16 protein-coding genes are annotated in these 16,690 nt (G+C 59.6%); 12 read left to right on the top strand and 4 right to left on the bottom strand.

All coding sequences use genetic code 11. The annotated features are described in order from the left end of the window. A partial coding sequence (locus G485_RS30360) for a hypothetical protein (RefSeq protein WP_169732299.1) occupies nt 1-347 on the top strand: 347 nt, incomplete at its 5' end. Between the two features lie 688 nt (nt 348-1,035). Further along, nucleotides 1,036-2,148: a C40 family peptidase gene (locus tag G485_RS28270; RefSeq protein ID WP_051318090.1), complete on the top strand. Its 1,113-nt coding sequence runs from the start codon at nt 1,036-1,038 to the stop codon at nt 2,146-2,148. Nucleotides 2,149-2,260: 112 nt separating this feature from the next. Here G485_RS28270 and G485_RS0107340 read toward each other — a convergent pair whose 3' ends face one another. From G485_RS0107340 to G485_RS0107350, 3 genes are all read right to left on the bottom strand, one after another. Next, nucleotides 2,261-3,298, bottom strand: coding sequence for an HD-GYP domain-containing protein (locus tag G485_RS0107340; RefSeq protein ID WP_027092031.1), 1,038 nt, complete (start codon nt 3,296-3,298; stop codon nt 2,261-2,263). Between the two features lie 119 nt (nt 3,299-3,417). Continuing rightward, nucleotides 3,418-4,467, bottom strand: coding sequence for a ThiF family adenylyltransferase (locus tag G485_RS0107345; protein WP_027092032.1), 1,050 nt, complete (start codon nt 4,465-4,467; stop codon nt 3,418-3,420). Further along, complete coding sequence (locus G485_RS0107350) at nt 4,464-5,228, bottom strand: molybdenum cofactor biosynthesis protein (RefSeq protein WP_276203342.1); 765 nt, start codon at nt 5,226-5,228, stop codon at nt 4,464-4,466. Before G485_RS0107350 ends, G485_RS0107345 begins: the two co-directional genes overlap by 4 nt. Before the next feature lie 128 nt (nt 5,229-5,356). Here G485_RS0107350 and moaA point away from each other — a divergent pair, with 128 nt between their 5' ends. The 9 genes from moaA to G485_RS0107395 all read left to right on the top strand — a co-directional run bounded on the left by moaA (nt 5,357) and on the right by G485_RS0107395 (nt 14,112). After that, nucleotides 5,357-6,361: a GTP 3',8-cyclase MoaA gene (gene moaA / locus G485_RS0107355; RefSeq protein WP_027092034.1), complete on the top strand. Its 1,005-nt coding sequence runs from the start codon at nt 5,357-5,359 to the stop codon at nt 6,359-6,361. 107 nt (nt 6,362-6,468) lie between these two features. Further along, nucleotides 6,469-7,914, top strand: coding sequence for a bifunctional metallophosphatase/5'-nucleotidase (locus tag G485_RS0107360; RefSeq protein WP_027092035.1), 1,446 nt, complete (start codon nt 6,469-6,471; stop codon nt 7,912-7,914). Between the two features lie 30 nt (nt 7,915-7,944). Next, a complete protein-coding gene (locus G485_RS0107365; RefSeq protein WP_027092036.1) occupies nt 7,945-8,790 on the top strand; it encodes an undecaprenyl-diphosphate phosphatase in 846 nt (281 codons plus the stop codon). Between the two features lie 161 nt (nt 8,791-8,951). Then, complete coding sequence (locus G485_RS0107370; protein ID WP_027092037.1) at nt 8,952-10,052, top strand: HD-GYP domain-containing protein; 1,101 nt, start codon at nt 8,952-8,954, stop codon at nt 10,050-10,052. 124 nt (nt 10,053-10,176) lie between these two features. Further along, complete coding sequence (gene yfkAB, locus G485_RS0107375; RefSeq protein WP_027092038.1) at nt 10,177-11,337, top strand: radical SAM/CxCxxxxC motif protein YfkAB; 1,161 nt, start codon at nt 10,177-10,179, stop codon at nt 11,335-11,337. A gap of 65 nt (nt 11,338-11,402) precedes the next feature. After that, complete coding sequence (locus G485_RS25505) at nt 11,403-12,791, top strand: hemolysin family protein (RefSeq protein WP_084423182.1); 1,389 nt, start codon at nt 11,403-11,405, stop codon at nt 12,789-12,791. Nucleotides 12,792-12,979: 188 nt separating this feature from the next. Further along, the gene (locus G485_RS0107385; protein ID WP_027092039.1) at nt 12,980-13,201 is read left to right on the top strand and encodes a spore coat associated protein CotJA; all 222 of its coding nucleotides are present in this window, start codon (nt 12,980-12,982) and stop codon (nt 13,199-13,201) included. A gap of 5 nt (nt 13,202-13,206) precedes the next feature. After that, nucleotides 13,207-13,530: a spore coat protein CotJB gene (locus G485_RS0107390; protein WP_084423184.1), complete on the top strand. Its 324-nt coding sequence runs from the start codon at nt 13,207-13,209 to the stop codon at nt 13,528-13,530. A gap of 12 nt (nt 13,531-13,542) precedes the next feature. Then, nucleotides 13,543-14,112 carry a manganese catalase family protein gene (locus G485_RS0107395; protein WP_027092041.1) on the top strand — a complete coding sequence of 190 codons (570 nt, stop codon included), beginning with the start codon at nt 13,543-13,545 and terminating at the stop codon, nt 14,110-14,112. 86 nt (nt 14,113-14,198) lie between these two features. Here G485_RS0107395 and G485_RS0107400 read toward each other — a convergent pair whose 3' ends face one another. Beyond that, on the bottom strand, nt 14,199-15,002 hold the full coding sequence (locus G485_RS0107400; RefSeq protein WP_027092042.1) for a stalk domain-containing protein: 804 nt from the start codon (nt 15,000-15,002) through the stop codon (nt 14,199-14,201). Nucleotides 15,003-15,183: 181 nt separating this feature from the next. Here G485_RS0107400 and G485_RS0107405 point away from each other — a divergent pair, with 181 nt between their 5' ends. Beyond that, the gene (locus tag G485_RS0107405; protein ID WP_027092043.1) at nt 15,184-16,686 is read left to right on the top strand and encodes a sugar ABC transporter ATP-binding protein; all 1,503 of its coding nucleotides are present in this window, start codon (nt 15,184-15,186) and stop codon (nt 16,684-16,686) included. The last annotated feature ends 4 nt before the right edge of the window (nt 16,687-16,690 follow it).

The following is a 16,690-nucleotide window of genomic DNA, read 5'->3' on the forward strand; positions in this document are numbered from 1 at the left end:
GCGTACGGATTGCAGAACGTGACCTCGAAACCATAGTGGGCCTTGAAGCGAAGGAACAGATCCGCCATCTGGACATTTTCGTTCACTCGCCGGCCTACGCCGCTGGCATTGTCAAAGATCAGTCTTCCCGGCACACCGCCGATCCGGTGAAAAATATCGCGCAGGCCGTGCACCACGCACTCGGCCGTCTCGCCGCCGAACAGCTGCGTGTAGCCCGCGTTGCTGTAGGGGAAGGTGACGCAGAGGAACTTACAGGCTTTCTTCTCGCCGTCCGCATCAAAGATATCCGCTTCACCGAAATCGACTTGCGCTTCACCCGGCGGCCATTCCAGTTCCAGCAACAATGATGAGATAAGAAATAAATAATCATGGATAGCCTACATTTAAGAGTGGAAAATGGCGAAAATTCAGTATTTATGTAAAATAGTGTATGTTGTATGATCGGATCAAGGGCTTTCTTTGCGGGAGTACTATCTCGGTTACAACGGAAGACGCGTCGGCTCGCCGCTACCCAGGGAGGAAGCGTTTCTGCTCCTGTTCACTACGCGAGGCAAGGTCAAAAATGTTTGCATCCTCATTTACGAGAACGGCCGATTGGTGCGGCAAATTCCCAAAAGGCTGCGTTAGCATACGATTCTCGAAGGTTTCCTCAATCCATACCCATTGACGGAATAGCCTCCCCTCCCTGATAAGCGGGGGCTTTCTTGCGTTTGCCCTCCGCATTCGCCAGGGAAAGTTTAGTCGTTACGGGGGGAGGGGGCGGCGGTGGCGGGAGCGGCGGAATCCCAGGCAACGGAGGAATCCATGTGCGTTCCGACGGCCGCAAAAGCTCGGCCCAAGGGGATGTTCTTCGTTCGATGAGCATCGTTACCAACCTTCCCGGATGTCTTGATTCAATATATTCGTGCTCGCGTTCTCTGCTTGCGTTATTTGCAGAAAGGCGGGAGAGCGCGCCGGGCAAGGCATAATTAGAAGACCGGGGAAACATGCTAACGGGAGAGGTTCATTCCAGTTACCGGAGGCGATCAACACCCGATGGGCAATGTTCGTTATGGAAGATGGGTCGGCGGCGCATCGGCGGCTCTTCTGATCTCGGCCGCGCTAACCGGCTGCGTGAATAATCCCGGAGATACCCAAGGCGATCTGAGAAAATATTCCGGTCCGGTCAAAGTGAAATCCCTGGACACGACTCGTTCGGAGGAAAAACGCGCGGCCAGCGTCGTTCCCGTCGTCCCGATTCATCATACGGGCTATGTCGCGCTGAATGACATCGCCCGGGCCATCGGCTTCCGAGGGCAATGGCTAAGCGGCGGGCGGTACGGCATCGGCGATCGGGACGCCAGATGGACGTTCAAGCCGGGGGAAAGCTCCGTTCACAGCGGCGGACGCATGATTCGGATGCCGGCTCCGGCAGTAAAGGAAAGCAATCGGCTATATGCTCCGGTCAGCGCGCTGCAAGCCCTGTTCGGAGAAGTCGCTTCGTTCCGTTCGGACGGACGCGAAGTCTCGTTTTTCCCCCGTCCGGCGGCCCGGGACACGGGAGCGGACGATCTCGCGCTTCCGTTCCGGGACGCTCGCGGGACGGAAGCGGGGGAGCCGCGCGCCCAATCCAGGGGCGGCAACGAGGCCGTCGGCCCCCTCTTGCCGGGCGGCCAAGCGGGCCAAGGAAGCCCTATCGGTCAAGGCAATGTTGTCGGTCAAGGAGCTCGGGGCCACTTCGCGGGCCAAACCGCTCAAACCGGCCAAAGCGCCGTCGGCAGCCGGGTGGTTCAGGATGCTCAGAAGTATTTGGGCGTAAAATACGATTTCGGAACGGGGAAGTATGAGGACACGGGCACGTTCGACTGCTCGTCCTTCACCCAATTTATCTTCGGCAAATACGGAGTCGAGCTGCCTCGTACGGCGGAGGAGCAGAGCCGTCTCGGAACGGCCGTGGCGAAGGACGGGCTTCAGGCGGGCGACCTGCTGTTCTTCTCCGTGCCGGGCCGCTTCAAGAACGATGCGACTGTCGGCCATGTGGGCATCTATATGGGAGACGGGAAAATGATCCACTCCAGCCCGGAGCCGCAGGACGGCGTGCAAATTACCGACATCAACAAGCCGTACTGGCAGATGACGTTTTTGTCGGCCAAGCGGGTGCTTTCCTGAACCGTAGATAAGAAAATCCGTGAGGCTGTCCCGGAAGGTCGAATGCCGACCGTCCGGAGACGGCCTTTTGAACGTTCCCGGCGAACATCCGAACGACTTTCCGGGAATCCTTTTACAGGAATACTTGCTTGATCTCGAAGCTGCGATCGACGGACGAGTCCACGAATTTGTCCCCGACCCGGACGAGCGGGTGGAACAGCAAGGTAGGATGATTCATGACGACGATGCCTGTCTCCCCGTTGACCATCTCGACCTTCTTCCCGATGAAGTTGGGCAGCATGTGCCGGATGAACGTCTGGGTCATATGGGGATCGAGCTCCCGGAAGCTCAGCTGATAAAGCTTCTTGAGCACGGTCAGCATATCGAGCTTGTCGCGGTAAGACCGGTCGGAGATCATGGCGCTGTAGACGTCCGCGATGGCCACAATCCGGGAGATCGGCTCGATTCGTTCGGCCGTCAGCCGGTATGGATAGCCTTCGCCGTTCAACCGCTCGTGATGCTGGAGCGCGGCGGTTGCAGCCACACCTTCGCCGAACGATGCGCGAATAATCTCGAAGCCGTAGACGGAATGGCGGCGGACTTCGTCGAACTCCTCGTCGGTCAGCTTGCCGGGCTTGTTCAGGATGGAATCGGGAATGCGGCATTTGCCGATATCGTGCAGGAACCCGGCTTTGCCGGCTTGAGTCGTCTCTTCCTCGTCCCAACCCGACCACTTGGCCAGATAGTAGCTGAGCATGCCGACTTGAACGGAGTGCTGATACGTATAATCGTCCCGATTATTAAGTATGAGCAGAAGCGAGACGACGTCCCGCTCCGTCTTGACTTGATCCACAAGCGGTTGAAAACTCGCCTCGACGTCGCCGCCGCGCAACTGCCCTTCTTCCAGCGCCCGCTTGAAGAGCAGCTCGCAACCGGCCACCGCGTCGTCGTAATACGGAAGCAGGCGAGCTTGCGAAGCAAAGCCGGTTGTGCCCTCTTCCTCCGCGATCCGGCGCTCGATCTCGACGTCGTCGATCCGAAGCTGATGAAGCCGATGCAAGTCCCGTTCCTGAATGACGGTTCCCCTGGATAAGACATGAAGCCCCTGTTCGGTGAAAATATCTTCCGCCAATCGATCCCCAGGTTGCACATCCGTTAATTGGACTCTCATGAGGCACCTCGACATTCGCGTGATGATCGTGCAATTCCGTATGCATAAAAATGCCATAAAGCGGTTTCATTCGGTAACTTTATGCTACCAATCCTTGGTGAGGGACGCAAGCTTTTCCTTCATTCTCCGACAAGGGAAGCGTAAATTCGCCTGGCCACGACCGGCTCGTCCGTACCCGAGACGAGCGCCCGTCCGTCCGGAAACAGCGAGAACAGGGCGCCTTCCGGCTCCGGCAGCCGAAGACGAAGGAGGTACGGGGTCAGCTCCACCTCGCCGAGCCGGCTCCATCGATTCGCGAGAAGCTCCAGGTCCAGGCTGGCGGGCTCGGCCGGCGATACCTGCACCGTATGCCTCCCGCATAACGCGGCCGTCATCGGCTCCGCCGCGAACGAATCCAGGGCGGCGAACCGGCGTTCCGCGCAGACCGGGCAATCGGCCCGCTTCGCGCCCGATAACGCCAGCGGCTGCCATTGATGGTGCCATAGATCGATCTGCAGCAGCGATCCGTGCAGCGCTTCGGTCTGCCCCGTCAGCAGCTTGATCGCTTCCATCGCTTGAATCGAGGCGATCGTATCGACGATCGGGGCCAGTACGCCCGCCGTCTCGCACGTATCGAGGGAGCCGCCCGGAGGCGTGTTCGGGAAAAGGCAGCGCAAGCAAGGCGTAACGCCCGGCCGGATCGTCGCCGTCATGCCCGATGCGCCCACCGCGGCTCCGTAAATCCAGGGAACGCCGGATTTGACGGCGACTTCGTTGATCAAGTAGCGGGCGCCGAAATTGTCCGTTCCGTCGACGATCAGATCGGCCGCGCCGAGCAGCGTCTCCGCGTTGGCCGAAGACAGGTCGACGGCGCGAGGCTCAATCGCGATGCCGCTGTTCACCGCCGCGAGACGGCCCGCCGCGGCGACCGCTTTGGGCAGGCCGGCCGCCGCGTCGTTCTCGTCGTAGAGCAGTTGACGCTGAAGATTGGTGCGGTCGACAATATCCCGGTCGATCAGGATCAGGCGGCCGACGCCCGCCCGGGCGAGATGATTGGCGATGACGCAGCCGAGGGCGCCGACGCCGACGATCGCGACGCAGGCTTCGCCCAGCTTCCGTTGTCCCGCGGTTCCGATCTTCGCGAACCGAATCTGGCGGGCATACCGTTCTTCCGCAGACGGCCCGTTCATGAAGCTCCCCCCTCCGGAAGCTCGAACGGAGCGAGAGGATTCCAAGGCCCGAGCTGATGGCCCTTCCATTCGGAGCCGTCTTCGTACACTTCCTTTTTCCAGATCGGCACCGTTTGCTTCAAACGCTCGATCGCATATCGGCTCGCCTCGTAGCCGGCCGCCCGGTGAGGCGAGGAGACGGCGATGACGACGCTGGCTTCGCCGATGCCGACCTTTCCGATCCGGTGGTGAATGGCGCACAGCGTTCCCGGCCAACGCTCCGCGATCTCTTCCCCGATCCGCTCGAGCGCCCCGATCGCCATCGGAACGTAAGCTTCGTATTCGAGCAGCACCGTACGCGAACCGTTCGTCCATTCCCTGGTCGTGCCGATGAACAGCAGGCAAGCGCCGTGGTCGGGATGCGCGACCAATTGCCGGACCGTCTCTGCGTTAATCGGACCGGTGACGACCGCATACCGCTTCGCCTTCGCGCCGGAGGCGGCCTCCCGCGTCTCGTCGTCCGCCCCGCCGGATACGGGGGGGAGCAGCGCCAGCTCGTCGCTCCGCGAGACGACCGTCTCGTCGCTTGCGAACGCCTGATTGCGCGCCATGAAGGAGACGGACAGCAAGTCCGCCTGATCCGGATAGCGCGCCATGAGCCGCCGTTTGATTTCGCCGACGGTCAGCTCGTCTTCTTCGTAATCCATATCGATGAAGCGGGCTTCCAATCGTTCGGCAAGTCCCGCAAACAAGGCGATCCGCCAACTATGTGCACGGTTCATGTCCATATTCCTTCCATCTGATGTTCATTGATCCCTTGTTCAAGAATACCATATCGCTTCCGAAAATGTTATTCTAGTATCATTAAATACGCAGAACAGAGAACCTTTGGGTGCGAGGAGGGATACGGATGCCGGAGCTGGTGGATCGATTTGGAAGGCGACATACGTATTTACGGATATCCGTTACGGACCGCTGCAACCTGCGGTGCTTATATTGCATGCCCGAGGAAGGCATGAAGTTCATGGATCAGGACCGGCTGCTCTCGTATGCGGAGATCGCCGAAGTGGTGGAAGCCGCCGCGGAGCGGGGAATCCGCAAGCTGCGCATTACGGGAGGAGAGCCGCTCATCCGCCCCGACCTCGACCGATTGATCGGGCGGCTCGCTTCGATCGACGGCATCGAAGAGATTGCGCTGACGACCAACGGACTGCTGCTGGCGCCGCAGGCGCGCAAGCTGAAGGAAGCGGGATTGAACCGGGTGAACATCAGTCTCGATACGCTCGATCCGGCGCGGTTCCGGTTTATCGCGAGGCGCGGCAACCTCGAGAAGGTGCTCGAAGGCGTACGGGCGGCGGCCGAAGCCGGATTGAACCCGATCAAGCTGAATTGCGTCTTACTTAAAGGAATCAACGAAGACGAGATCGAGACGTTCCTGCGCATGTCCGTCGAACAGCCGCTGCACATCCGCTTCATCGAATATATGCCCATCGGGCATGACGACGCGGGCTGGCGCAATCACTACCTCCCGCTCGGCCGGGTTCTGGAGACGGCAAGGATGAAGGGCTACGAGCTCGAAGCCGCTTCGGAAGCGCCCGAAGGGAGCGGCCCGTCGGAGAACTGGCGCATTCGCGGAGCGGCCGGCACGTTCGGTCTGATCCATCCGATCAGCGATCACTTCTGCAAGAACTGCAACCGGCTGAGACTGACGGCGGACGGCCATATCAAGCCCTGCCTGTATTGGATGGACGAACTGAACGTCCGTCCGGCTCTCGGCTCCAGAGAGGCGCTGGACGCGCTGCTCGACCGGGCGATGGCCATCAAACCCGAGAATCATGAGATGGCGGCCCTTCTGGCCGGAGAGGCCCAGTCCCATGTTCCTACCGAGCGGAGAATGTCCCAAATTGGCGGCTAAAGCCCCGGTTGCGCGGCCACAACGAATCGTGTAACGTTATCAAGGAAGAGGTAGGGGGCCGGTAGAACGGAACGGGCGCTTGTCCGTTCCCGGCGCAGGAGGGGAAGATGAACGCGAAGGCAAACGCCGAGACGCTGATATTGCTGCATACGAACGATATTCACAGCCATTTCGAAGAGGCGGCGCGGATCGCCGGATACGTCCGGGAACTGCGCGGAAGCGTGCCGCCGGACCGCCTGCTGCTCGTCGATTGCGGCGACTTCCTCGACCGCGTGCGCGTCGAGACGGAAGGGACGCAGGGCATGGCGAACCGCAGCCTCCTGGAGGCGATGGGGTACGACGCCGTGGCGATGGGCAACAACGAAGGGTTGTCCTATACGCGGCAGCAGCTCGACGTTCTCTTCGATGGCGTCCCGTTCCCGATCGTGTGCGCGAATTTGCTGGATTCGGCCACCGGCAGGAGACCTTCCTGGATGAAGCCCGCCGTCGTCGTCGAGAAAGCCGGAATGAAGATCGGCCTGCTCGGCTTGACGGCGCCCTTCAATGACTTCTACGAGCTGCTGGGCTGGCGTGCGGAAGATCCGTTCAAGACCGCGGAGGAGTGGGTGCCCAAGCTGCGGAGAGAAGCGGACGCGGTCGTCCTCCTCTCGCATCTCGGCCTGAAGCAGGACGAGCGGTTCGCCGCCTCGCTCGACGGCATCGACGTCATTCTGGGCGCCCACACCCACCATCTGCTGGAGACGCCGGTGAAGGTGGCGGGAACGGTGCTATGCGCGGCCGGCAAGTTCGGCCGGCACGTGGGCGTGGTCGAGCTGGCGAGAAATCCGGACGGCTCCCTGTCGGTCGAAGGGCGCTGCCTTCCGACAGGCGGCATGGCCCCCGACGCGGCCGTCTCGTCTTTGTTAGACAAGCGCAGGGAAGAAGCGAACGCCGCCCTGGACGTGGCGATCGCCACGCTGGATGAGCCGCTGGAAGCGGCCCCGGACCGCGAATCTCCGCTTGGGACGCTGCTCGCCTCCGGCATCCGGAAGGCCGCCGGCGCGGAGATCGGTCTGACGAACGCCGGCCAGCTGCTTGCCGGGCTTCCGGCCGGCAGGGTGACGAAGCGGGATTTGCACGCGATCTGCCCGTCGCCGATCAACCCTTGCCTGATACGGCTGAAGGGGAAGCAGTTGCGGCGGGCGCTGGAAGAGAGCCTGCTGCCGGAATTTATCGGGCTTGAATTCCAGGGGTTCGGGTTTCGCGGGCGCGAGCTCGGCACGCTGTGCGTGGACGGGGCGGAGGTCACGATCGACGAGACGAGGCCGCCGTACGAGCGGATTGCAGAGCTGAGCGTCGGTGGGGTCCCGGTGGACGACGAGCGCGAATACGACGTCGGGACGCTGGACATGTTCACGTTCGGCGTCGGTTACTTGGACTTGAAGGAGGGAACCGTCGTCCGCTATCTCCTTCCGGAATTTATCCGGGACGTGCTCGCGGACTCGCTGAACGACAAAGAAGCCATAGCCGATTGCAGGCGCCCGCGTCGACGCACGGCAAAGCGCAACGGTTAACACGATCGATGGATAATGGGGAGGAGAAGCATGCTGCATTGGTTTGATAGCGTCATACTAGGAATCGTGGAAGGGTTGACCGAATTTCTTCCCGTTTCGTCGTCGGGGCACATGATTCTGACGAACAAGCTGCTGGGCTACGGCGAAGCGCCCGACATTCTCAAGACGTTCGAGGTCGTCATCCAGTTTGCCGCCATATTGGCTATCGCGCTCGTCTACCGGAAGAAAATTTACCAGATATTCGGCGGACGTTCGAAGGAGACGGTCAAAGGGCTGAGCGTGGACAACCTGGGAAAGGGAAAGCGCCTGAATCTGATCCATGTCGCCATCGCCATCGTACCCGCCCTGGCTCTCGCATTCCTGCTGCGGCACCCGATCAAGGAGCTCGGTTTCTCGCAATATCCGGTGCTGCTCTCGCTGGTCGTAGGCGGCATCTACATGTGGATTTCCGAAGCGTTGTATGACGCCGGCAAAATCAAGCGAACCTCGGAGACGATGGACGATATTACGTACAAGCAAGCGCTGATCATCGGCTTGCTGCAATGCTTGTCGCTGTGGCCGGGCTTCTCCCGGTCCGGCTCGACGATCGCGGCCGGCATGCTCTCCGGGCTTAGCTACCGGGCGGCCGCCGACTTCTCGTTCTTCATCGCCATTCCGATCATGACGGTGGCGACGGGCTACGAGCTGCTCGACAATATCGGCAACTTCAACTCGGACGATATCGGCTTTTTCATTACCGGCTTTATCGTATCGTTCGTCGTCGCCTGGATCGTCATCGTCGGTTTCCTCAAATTCATGCAGAAGGTCAAGCTGAAATATTTCGCGTGGTACCGTTTCGCGTTGGCTATTCTATTCTACTTGTTCATCATGCGATAAACGATAGGAGGCGGATTTCGCCTCCTTTTTTGCATATTCGTGGCGAATTTTGTCGTATTTTTTCCTCCAAACGCTTGCCCAAATCTTCCAAATCTCTTAGATTAAGAATAGGTATCAAGTAATACATCTATAGACTTGCTGAAGAGGGGGACCCGTTAGGAATGCGCATGATGCCCATTTCAATGTGCCGCCCGGGAATGAAACTGGGCAAAAGGATTTATGCGGATGATGGCATCGTGCTGTTGGCGGAAGGCGTCGAGCTTACCGATTCGTTGATCCGGCGGTTGGGCGATAAGGGGATCAGCTATTTATACATCGAGGATCCGCGGACCGAAGGAGTTGAAATGCCGGAAATTTTGAGCGAAGAAACGCAGAGGCAGGCGCTCAGCTGCATTCGCTCCGTCTTTCGGGATCTGGTGGATCAACCCGGCAAGCGGCACGCGGGAACGTATCCCTATGTCGGCCGTTCTCTGCGGCAGGTCATGCATCTGGTGATGGAAGATCTGCAGCGCAACCGGGACGCGATGATCATGCTGATGAATCTGCATACGGTCGACCATTATTTGTATATGCATTCATTGAATGTGTGCGTGTATTCAGTTCTGCTCGGCATGGCTTACGGCTACAATTCGGAGGAACTGACGACGCTCGGGCTCGGAGCGCTGCTTCACGATGTCGGGAAAACGCAAATTTCGATGCAGGTGCTCCTGAAGCCGGGCCAATTGACGGACCGCGAGTACGAGGAGATGAAGCGGCATACGGAGCGGGGGTTCTTCCTGCTGAAGGACGAGCCGAACATCCCGCTCATCGTCGCTCACTGCGCCTATCAGCATCACGAACGGCTGAACGGATCGGGCTATCCCCGCGGGTTGAAAGGGGACGAAATTCACGAATACGCCAAATGGATCGGCATCGTCGACTCCTACGACGCAATGACGAGCCATAGGGTGTATCGCGACGCCATGCTGCCGCACCGGGCGGTCGAGACGCTGTATACGGGAAGCGGCACGCTGTACGACACCTCCATGCTGAAGCTGTTCCGGGACAAAGTGGCCATCTACCCGCTGGGCATTACCGTCAAGCTGAACACCGGCCAGACGGCGGTCGTCGTCGACATCAATGCGGCCAGCGCCCATCGTCCGGTCGTGCGGGTGCTGACCGACGAAGCGGGCGTCGACCTGAAGACGCCTTACGATATAGACTTGTCCAAGCAGCTGTCTGTGATGATCACGAAGGTCGAAACCGGCCGCTCCGACCGGTGAACGCGGAGCGAAGCAGCCGTGCGGAAAGCTCATGGAACGGACGGATCCGCGGGCTTTCGTTTGCTTTATGTTAACCCGACAAGTACAATAAACATTAAATTCAGTCACGACAGGAGTACTTGCCATGCACGGCTTTACCGCACCGGCGGCGGCGGCGTCCGCCCGTTTCGCTCCGCCCGCCGATTTGACGCCATTATCGCCCGAATACGATCCGTGGGATCCGATCCGCTCCCTGAGAAGGTTCGGCCGACATGCGTTGACGAGCGTCGAATTTACGGTCACTCACTTGTGCAACATGCGCTGCGAGCATTGCGCGGTCGGAGACAGCCTGACCTTGACCGAAGCGCCGCATTTGCCGATCGATTTGATTCTGAAGCGGCTGGACGAGGTCGAACATCTCGAGACGATCAGCCTGACCGGAGGCGAGCCGACCTTCCGGGAGGAGACGGTCCGCAACGTCTTGTTGCCGCTGCTCAAATATGCGCGGGAACGGGGCATTCGTTCCCAGCTCAATTCCAACGTCACTTTGGATTACGCGCGCTACGAGCTGATCGCTCCGTATCTGGACGTTATGCATATTTCCTTTAACTATACGACCGCCGAAGACTTCCATACGGTCGGCTTCGCCCGTTCGGCCCGTCCCGTCGGAAGCGCGGCTTCCTCCCGCTTGTACGAGCGCATGATCGAGAATGCCAGCAGGCTGGCTTCCGAAGGCCTGTTCGTATCGGCCGAATCGATGATCAACTTCCGCACGCATGCCAAAATGAACGAAATCCATCGCCTGATTGTCGAAATGGGCTGCAAAAGGCACGAGGTGCATCCGATGTACCCGAGCTCGTTCGCGGCGGGGCTTCCGATGCTCTCGCGCGATCAGATGAGAGAGACGATCGAATCCTTGCTCGACCATCGCAATCCGGATATTTGGATGCTGTTCGGCACGCTGCCGTTTTTCGCTTGCGGGGACGACCCGCGGGAACGGGCGCTCGTCCGAAGGCTGGCCAACGAACGGAACGTGACGGTCCGCAACGATCCCGACGGCCGCAACCGGGTCAACGTCAATCTGTTCAGCGGCGACGTGTACGTGACCGACTTCGCGTCCATTCCGCCGTTCGGCAATATAAAGAACGAGAGGCTGGACGATGTGTTCGCCAGGTGGCAGAACCATCCCGTTCAGGGCAAGGTGAACTGCCATTGCCCGTCCGCAAACTGCTGCGGACCGAATCTGCTCGTATCCGACATGTATTTCAAGGATGTGGATTTTACCCGCCGGCGCGTTTCGATCTGATTGGGGCCATACGGGTACAAGACGGCGCGCGGGCATTCACGATATGAAGGGGTGCACTTGCCACATTGCATACTGAATTTTTATGGGGCTCCATCGTCTGGAATTTAATCGTCGTCCTTATTTTGGTTTTCCTGAACGGTTTTTTCGTCGCGGCCGAATTCGCCCTTGTAAAGGTAAGGCAAAGCCGTTTGACGCAGCTGGCCAACGAAGGAAACGCCAGAGCCCGCTACGCGCTTAAAGTGAACCGCAAGCTGGACGTCTATTTGTCCGCGACCCAGCTCGGCATTACGCTTGCGTCGCTCGGTCTCGGCTGGACCGGCGAACCCGCGATCGCCGATCTGATCGTGGAGCCGCTGCTTCACAAGTTTCATGTGACGGACGAGACGGTCATTCATACGATTTCGGCCATCGTCGCGTTTATCGTCATCACCTTCATGCATATCGTGCTCGGCGAACTGGCGCCGAAGTCGCTCGCCATCCAGAAGTCGGAAGGGGTATCCCTCTGGCTCTCCTGGCCGCTGCTTATGTTTTACCGGATTTTCCTGCCTGCGATTTGGCTGCTCAACGGCGCCGCCAATTTGATGCTCAAGGCGATCGGCGTCCGCCCGGCCAGCGAGCACGACGCGGCCCATACCGAGGAAGAAATCCGCATTCTGATGAACGAGAGCGCGAAGAGCGGCATCATCGACAAGGAAGAGATGACGCTGTTCGACAACGTATTCGAATTTTCCGACCGGGTCGCGCGTGAGGTCATGCTGCCGCGAACGGACATGGACTGCATGTTTACCAACTTGCCGTTCCACGACAATATGAAGCTCGTCTATGAGACCAAGCATACCCGTTATCCGGTCGCCGTCGAAGACAAGGATCAAATTATCGGCTTCGTGCACATTACCGATCTGCTGACCGCGGACCCGGACGAGGAGCACGATCTGCGGGAATTTCTCCGGCCGATTCTGAGCGTGCCGGAATCGATGGAAATCAGCAAAGTGCTGAAGCTGATGCAGAAGCGGAAATCGCAGCTTGCGATCGTCATCGACGAATACGGCGGAACGGCGGGCATGCTGACGGCGGAGACGATTCTCGAGGAGATTGTCGGCGAAATCCATGACGAGTTCGACGACGAGCTGCCGAGCGTCGTGACGAAGGGCGACATCACCTCGGTCGAAGGCCGCATGCTGATCGAGGATATTAACGACATGTTCGGTCTCGACATCGACGACGAGGAGGTCGACTCGATCGGCGGATGGCTGTTCCGCAATCTCGAAGGCAATATCGCCAAAGGACAGAAATGGTATTACGGCGGCTACGTGTTCGAAATTTCCCAGACGGAGCGGCTTCGCGTACTCCGGGTGCACATTTACCGCGCCAAGCCGGGCGCGGCGGATGGAGCCCCGGCGACGGCCAAAGAGCCGGTCGAAGCGAGCGCACGAATCGACCCGACGGAGGACTAGGACGAGCCTGGCTCCGACGGATCGGATTTTGCCGGATTCCCGTCTCCCATTCTTCAGCGATGACTATCCCCAACGGCCCGTCTGGTCCGGGGATAGTCTCTTTTTTTGCCCGGATGGTCATTCGCCTATATTTGACTCATACACTAGGAAAGAATGCCCACTCAGGTGGAACGAAGGAGGTAAGACGCTTGTACGACGGCCAATGGAGAGAATGGAAGCCGTACGTGAGCCCTTGGGACCCGTGTCCGCCCATACGGGTCAAATCGTATGTCGTGGCGCCGAATCTGTTCATCCCCTTTCAACCGCCCAATTTGCCGCAATTTTCGCTGGACGAGGCGCTTAGCAGAGGGACGTTGTGGCCCGCGCTATACAGCCCTTATCCGTCGCGGCGCGAATGGAAAGGAGGCTGAAGCGGATGGAAGAGAACAAGGAGGCAAACGAAAGCGCCGGCAACCGGGAGCCGGAAAGGGACGGCCATTCCGTCGCCGGCGATGCGGCCTATGTCGCCGAATTGGAGCAGCTGCAGAAGGTCGATTTTGCGCTCGTGGAGCTGACGCTTTATCTGGATACGCATCCGAACGACATGCACGCCCTTCAGCAGTTCAACCAACTAGCCCAGCGGAGGGCTCACTTGGCCCACTCGTTCGAGATCAAGTACGGCCCGCTGATGCAGTTCGGCCACAGCTACAGCCGGTATCCCTGGCAGTGGTATCAGCCGCCGTGGCCGTGGCAGGTATAAGGAGGGACGCGAATGTGGATCTATGAGAAAAAGCTGCAGTATCCCGTCAGAGTCAGCAAATGCGATCCCCGGATGGCGCGGTTCCTGTTGGAGCAATATGGCGGCGCGGACGGCGAGCTGTCGGCCGCTTTGCGGTATTTGAACCAGCGGTACACGATCCCGGACAAAGTCGTCGGTCTGCTAAACGACATCGGCACCGAAGAGTTCGCGCACCTCGAGATGATCGCCACGATGGTCTACAAGCTGACGAAGGACGCGACGCCCGAACAGTTGGAGGCGGCGGGGCTCGGCCCCCACTTCGTCAATCACGACAAAGCGCTCTTCTACGAGAACGCGGGAGGGTCTCCCTGGACGGCGACCTATATCCAGGCCAAGGGAGATCCGATCGCAGATCTCTTCGAGGACATCGCGGCGGAGGAGAAGGCTCGGGCAACGTATCAATGGCTCATCGACTACACCGACGACGTGGACATTCAGGACTCGCTGAAGTTCCTCCGGGAGCGGGAGATCGTGCACTCCATGCGCTTCAAGGAAGCGGTGGAGATTTTGAAGGCGGAGCAGGGGAAGAAGAAGGTGTTCTGATCGTCGGGCAGCGCAAGTAAGACGGCGAACAGCGAGTCCGGGACGGAGCCGGGCTCTTTCCTTTTGAATGCCCCGGCGAAGCATCGTTAGCCGTTAACCTGGCTGCGAAGCGAGACAAGACCCGTGGTCCGATTCCATTCCATCGCGATTCCGAACGTCCTGCAAATAGACTCCAGCGGGAATTGCGTCGAATTCGCCGCTGACCGAAGCTTGGCGGCGGTCCGGACCCGTTTGCCGTTCACGAACACTTCGGCGGGATCGGATGTCTTGAAAACAATCGACTTTCCTTGATAGTCGAGCTTCCACTCGGAAGACGAAGCGTTGCCGCGCTGCTTGTCCTGAGCGGACCCGCTCCGGCTCAAGCGGATGCCAAGCGATTCGAACACGCTGACATAAGGGACGTACAGCTCGTTCTCATAGACGGTCGGAGTCGCCGCGAACGCAACGGCTTGGCCGTTCACTTGCCAGGAGAGAGGCTGAACCCATTCGCGGGGCGCTTCCGAAGCCGCAGCCGCTTGGCCTCCTTCCAAACCGACGCCTGCCCGATTAAAGAAGCTGTCGCCCCAGAGGAACAACTTGCCGTCCTTGCGAATCGCCAAGTGCAAGTCCGATTGGCTCCCGGCCAATCGGATGATATGCTCCAATCCTTTTACTTGAGCGGGTTTGGAGACATGGACAGCGGTATAATTCCACTGCCAGACCGTCCCGTCGGATTTTAGTCCCAATAATTGATTGTAAGCCGTCTGGATATCGATCAGATGCTCTAGTCCGGCAACCTTGGCGAAGGAACAACCGGCCGCTCCGTCGATTTGGAAACGACGATTTGGATAGGAGGTCGCGGAAGCGTTCGGCGCGCCGGTCGATGGGCTGGCGCAGATCCGCGTCGTCAATATCGTCGCCGCGAATTGAATACAGCAGCTTCGGCCGGTTTCGGGCGCGTCCCGGACCGGCTTTTGTTTTCGCTTCTTTTGACGATCGTAAATTAATCGATTTTTTTCTGAAATAATTCAACTCTCTTTTCGAAGGGGCTCCTCTACAATGGGATCAGACTAACGGAGAGAGGTGAAGAAGATGGGCGAGCCGCTGGTGCGGATGACAGGGATCGAGAAGCGGTTCCCGGGCGTGCTGGCGCTGTCTGATTGCCGCTTCGAGCTGAACGCGGGGGAGGTGCATGCGCTGGTCGGCGAGAACGGAGCCGGCAAATCGACGCTGATGAAAATATTGACGGGCGTCTATCGCAAGGATGCGGGAAGCATCGTCTACAAAGGGCGCGAGACGGACATTCCCCATACGAAGGCGGCGCAGCAGCTCGGCATCGGCATCATCCACCAGGAGCTGAATTTGATTCCGGATTTGACCGTCGCGCAAAATCTGTTCATCGGCAGGGAACCGCGCAAGTGGTTCGGGCTGCTGCTGGACGACAAGGAGCTGGAGCGCCGCACGCTGCATTGGCTGGAGCAGCTCAACGTCAACGTCGATCCGAAGACGAAGGTGGCGGATTTGACGGTGGCGAAGCAGCAGATGATCGAAATTGTGAAAGCGCTGTCGTATCACTCCGAGGTGCTCATTATGGACGAACCGACCGCCGCGCTGACCGACGCCGAGATTCGGGAGCTGTTCCGCGTCATCGGGCGGCTCAAGAGCAGCGGCGTGGGCATCGTCTACATCTCGCACCGGATGGAGGAGCTGAAGGTGATCGCCGATCGGATCACCGTCATGCGGGACGGGCGTTACGTCGATACGATGCCCGCGGCGGACGCGTCGATCGAGCGGATTATCGCGATGATGGTCGGCCGGGAGCTGGAGGAACGGACGAAGATCGGCTCCGGCCCCGGCGCGGGGGAGACCGTTCTGGAAGTGAAGGGACTGAGCCGGGGCTCGGCCGTGAAGGACGTCAGCTTCCGGCTGCGCAAGGGCGAAATTCTCGGCATCGCCGGCCTGATGGGGGCGGGGCGCACCGAAGTGGCGCGGGCGATCTTCGGCGCGGACCGCCCCGACGCCGGGGAGATCGTCGTTCGGGGGCGCAAGGCGCGAATCCGCCATCCGCACGATGCCGTCCGGCTCGGGATCGGCTATTTGTCGGAGGACCGGAAGCGGTACGGGCTGCTCATCGATATGGACGTCTGCGACAATATCGCCATGGCGTCGCTTCCCCGCTTCCGGCGGCGGACCGGATGGATGCGGGACAAGGCGATGGAGCGGGCGGCGGAGGAGCAGGCGGGCGCGCTGCGGATCAAAACGCCGGGCATTCGCCAGAAAGTGAAGTTTCTGTCGGGCGGCAACCAGCAGAAGGTCGTCATCGGCAAGTGGCTCGTCCGGGACTGCGACATTCTCATCTTCGACGAGCCGACCCGCGGCATCGACGTCGGCGCGAAGGCGGAAATTTACGCGCTGCTGGAAGAGCTGGCCGCCCGCGGCAAGTCGATCGTCATGATCTCCTCGGAGTTGCCGGAAATTCTGAGGCTCAGCCACCGGATTCTGGTCATGTGCGAGGGGCGAATGACGGGCGAGCTGAGCGGAGCCGAGGCGACGCAGGAGAACATTATGAAGCTTGCCACGCAGAGAGGAGCCTGACAGG

This window comes from Cohnella thermotolerans DSM 17683, from assembly GCF_000429825.1.
In the GTDB taxonomy this organism is placed as follows: domain Bacteria; phylum Bacillota; class Bacilli; order Paenibacillales; family Paenibacillaceae; genus Cohnella; species Cohnella thermotolerans.

What these genes read in the sequence shown, in the direction of transcription:
- G485_RS0107340 (WP_027092031.1), bottom strand. Translation starts at nt 3,298, where the DNA reads ATGAGAGTCCAATTAACGGATGTGCAACCTGGGGATCGATTGGCGGAA.
- G485_RS0107390 (WP_084423184.1), top strand. Translation starts at nt 13,207, where the DNA reads ATGGAAGAGAACAAGGAGGCAAACGAAAGCGCCGGCAACCGGGAGCCG.
- G485_RS0107395 (WP_027092041.1), top strand. Translation starts at nt 13,543, where the DNA reads ATGTGGATCTATGAGAAAAAGCTGCAGTATCCCGTCAGAGTCAGCAAA.
- G485_RS0107350 (WP_276203342.1), bottom strand. Translation starts at nt 5,228, where the DNA reads ATGAACCGTGCACATAGTTGGCGGATCGCCTTGTTTGCGGGACTTGCC.
- G485_RS0107345 (WP_027092032.1), bottom strand. Translation starts at nt 4,467, where the DNA reads ATGAACGGGCCGTCTGCGGAAGAACGGTATGCCCGCCAGATTCGGTTC.
- G485_RS0107360 (WP_027092035.1), top strand. Translation starts at nt 6,469, where the DNA reads ATGAACGCGAAGGCAAACGCCGAGACGCTGATATTGCTGCATACGAAC.
- G485_RS28270 (WP_051318090.1), top strand. Translation starts at nt 1,036, where the DNA reads ATGGGCAATGTTCGTTATGGAAGATGGGTCGGCGGCGCATCGGCGGCT.
- G485_RS0107370 (WP_027092037.1), top strand. Translation starts at nt 8,952, where the DNA reads ATGCGCATGATGCCCATTTCAATGTGCCGCCCGGGAATGAAACTGGGC.
- moaA (WP_027092034.1), top strand. Translation starts at nt 5,357, where the DNA reads ATGCCGGAGCTGGTGGATCGATTTGGAAGGCGACATACGTATTTACGG.
- yfkAB (WP_027092038.1), top strand. Translation starts at nt 10,177, where the DNA reads ATGCACGGCTTTACCGCACCGGCGGCGGCGGCGTCCGCCCGTTTCGCT.
- G485_RS0107365 (WP_027092036.1), top strand. Translation starts at nt 7,945, where the DNA reads ATGCTGCATTGGTTTGATAGCGTCATACTAGGAATCGTGGAAGGGTTG.
- G485_RS0107405 (WP_027092043.1), top strand. Translation starts at nt 15,184, where the DNA reads ATGGGCGAGCCGCTGGTGCGGATGACAGGGATCGAGAAGCGGTTCCCG.